At 59.8% G+C, this 1,456-nt stretch carries 1 protein-coding gene; it reads left to right on the forward strand.

Annotated features, from left to right (window positions below; all coding sequences use genetic code 11):
- Positions 1-69 precede the first annotated feature (69 nt).
- On the forward strand, positions 70-1,389 hold the full coding sequence (locus tag ACIQH5_RS22430) for a DDE-type integrase/transposase/recombinase (RefSeq protein WP_400407850.1): 1,320 nt from the start codon (positions 70-72) through the stop codon (positions 1,387-1,389).
- Positions 1,390-1,456: the final 67 nt, after the last annotated feature.

Below are 1,456 nucleotides of genomic sequence, written 5' to 3' on the forward strand. Positions count from 1 at the left end.
CTGTGGAGTCTCATGACTTAATAGACAGTTCTGTCTCATGACTTCGTAGACACTCTGTCTCAGGACATCGTGGACACTTCGTTGGCGGGTTTGCTGCTGTTCATGAGTAAATCCCAGCCGGACATCAGGATCCGGCATGCTGTGGCAACGTGGTCTGAGGATTCGCCCAGGGGTGCTGTAACTGCTTTCTGCAGGAAGCACGATGTTTCCCGGGCCTGGTTCTACCGGGTCCGGGCGGCGGCAGCTGAGGTGGGGCCGGTGAAGGCGTTGGAGAAAAAGCCCACGCTTCCGAGGACAATGTCGACCAGCACGACGCCGGCCATGGTCGGGTTACTGCTGGGCACCAGGGAGGAACTGCGGGAGGGCGGGCTCGATCACGGCCCGCTTTCTGTCATCGCGAAGCTCTCCAGGCAGGGCTTCAGGCCGCCCTCGCGTGCCACCGTGGCCAGGATCTTTTCCCGGGCCGGTGTCGTGATGCCCGAACCGCGGAAGAAGCCTCGAAGCGCCTACAAAAGGTTCGTCTATCCGCAACCCAATGCGTGCTGGCAGATCGACTCGACTGAATGGCAACTCGCTGACGGAAAGACAGTGGCGATCTTTCAGCTCATCGATGACCATTCACGACTCGCGCTGACGTCCTTGGTCGCCACCGGGGAAACCAGCGCCGCCGCGATTACTGTCGTCACCCAGGCCATCGAACGCCACGGAGCACCGCAGAAATTCCTCTCCGACAACGGCTCGGCACTGAATCCCACCCGCCGCGGCCGCACCGGAGTCCTCGTGGAGTTCCTCAAAGCCAGAGGCATCGAACCGATCACGGGCAAACCCTACAAACCCACCACCCAAGGCAAGAACGAACGCTTCCACCAAACCCTGCACCGATACCTGCACCGGCAACTCCCGGCCCCTTCACTGGCCGCCCTGCAATTGCAGGTCGACGCTTTCGATCTCTACTACAACAACGAACGCGAACATCAAGGCCTACCCGCGGGAATGACACCCCAGGAAGCATGGAACGCCACCCCGAAAACACCCCCGCCAACCGTTCCTGAACCGGTCACGCCCGCACCGGACAGGCAAAGCGCGCAACGAACGGTGGACCGGAACGGGTCCGTGACGATCCTGGGAACCCACTTCAAAATGGGCAAAGAACACATCGGCACCACCGTGCACATCATCTACGACGACACCACCATCATGTTCTTCGGAGCACAAGGCACCGAGATCATCACTCACCCCAGACCTCCGCACGGAACCACCTACGTCGGCAACGGGAAACCCACAGGAGTCGTCGCAGACCCACAAGGCACCCGCAAGAAACGAACAAAGTACCCGCCCCTCAAAGGCCGGCAAAACAAGTCCCAAGCCGAAGTGTCCACACAGTCGTGAGACACCAACTGTCTACGAAGTCATGAGACATGAAGTGTCTACAAAGTCATGAGACATGACAAGCGCT

The sequence above is a fragment of the Paenarthrobacter sp. NPDC091711 genome (assembly GCF_044756605.1).
In the GTDB taxonomy this organism is placed as follows: Bacteria; Actinomycetota; Actinomycetes; order Actinomycetales; family Micrococcaceae; genus Arthrobacter.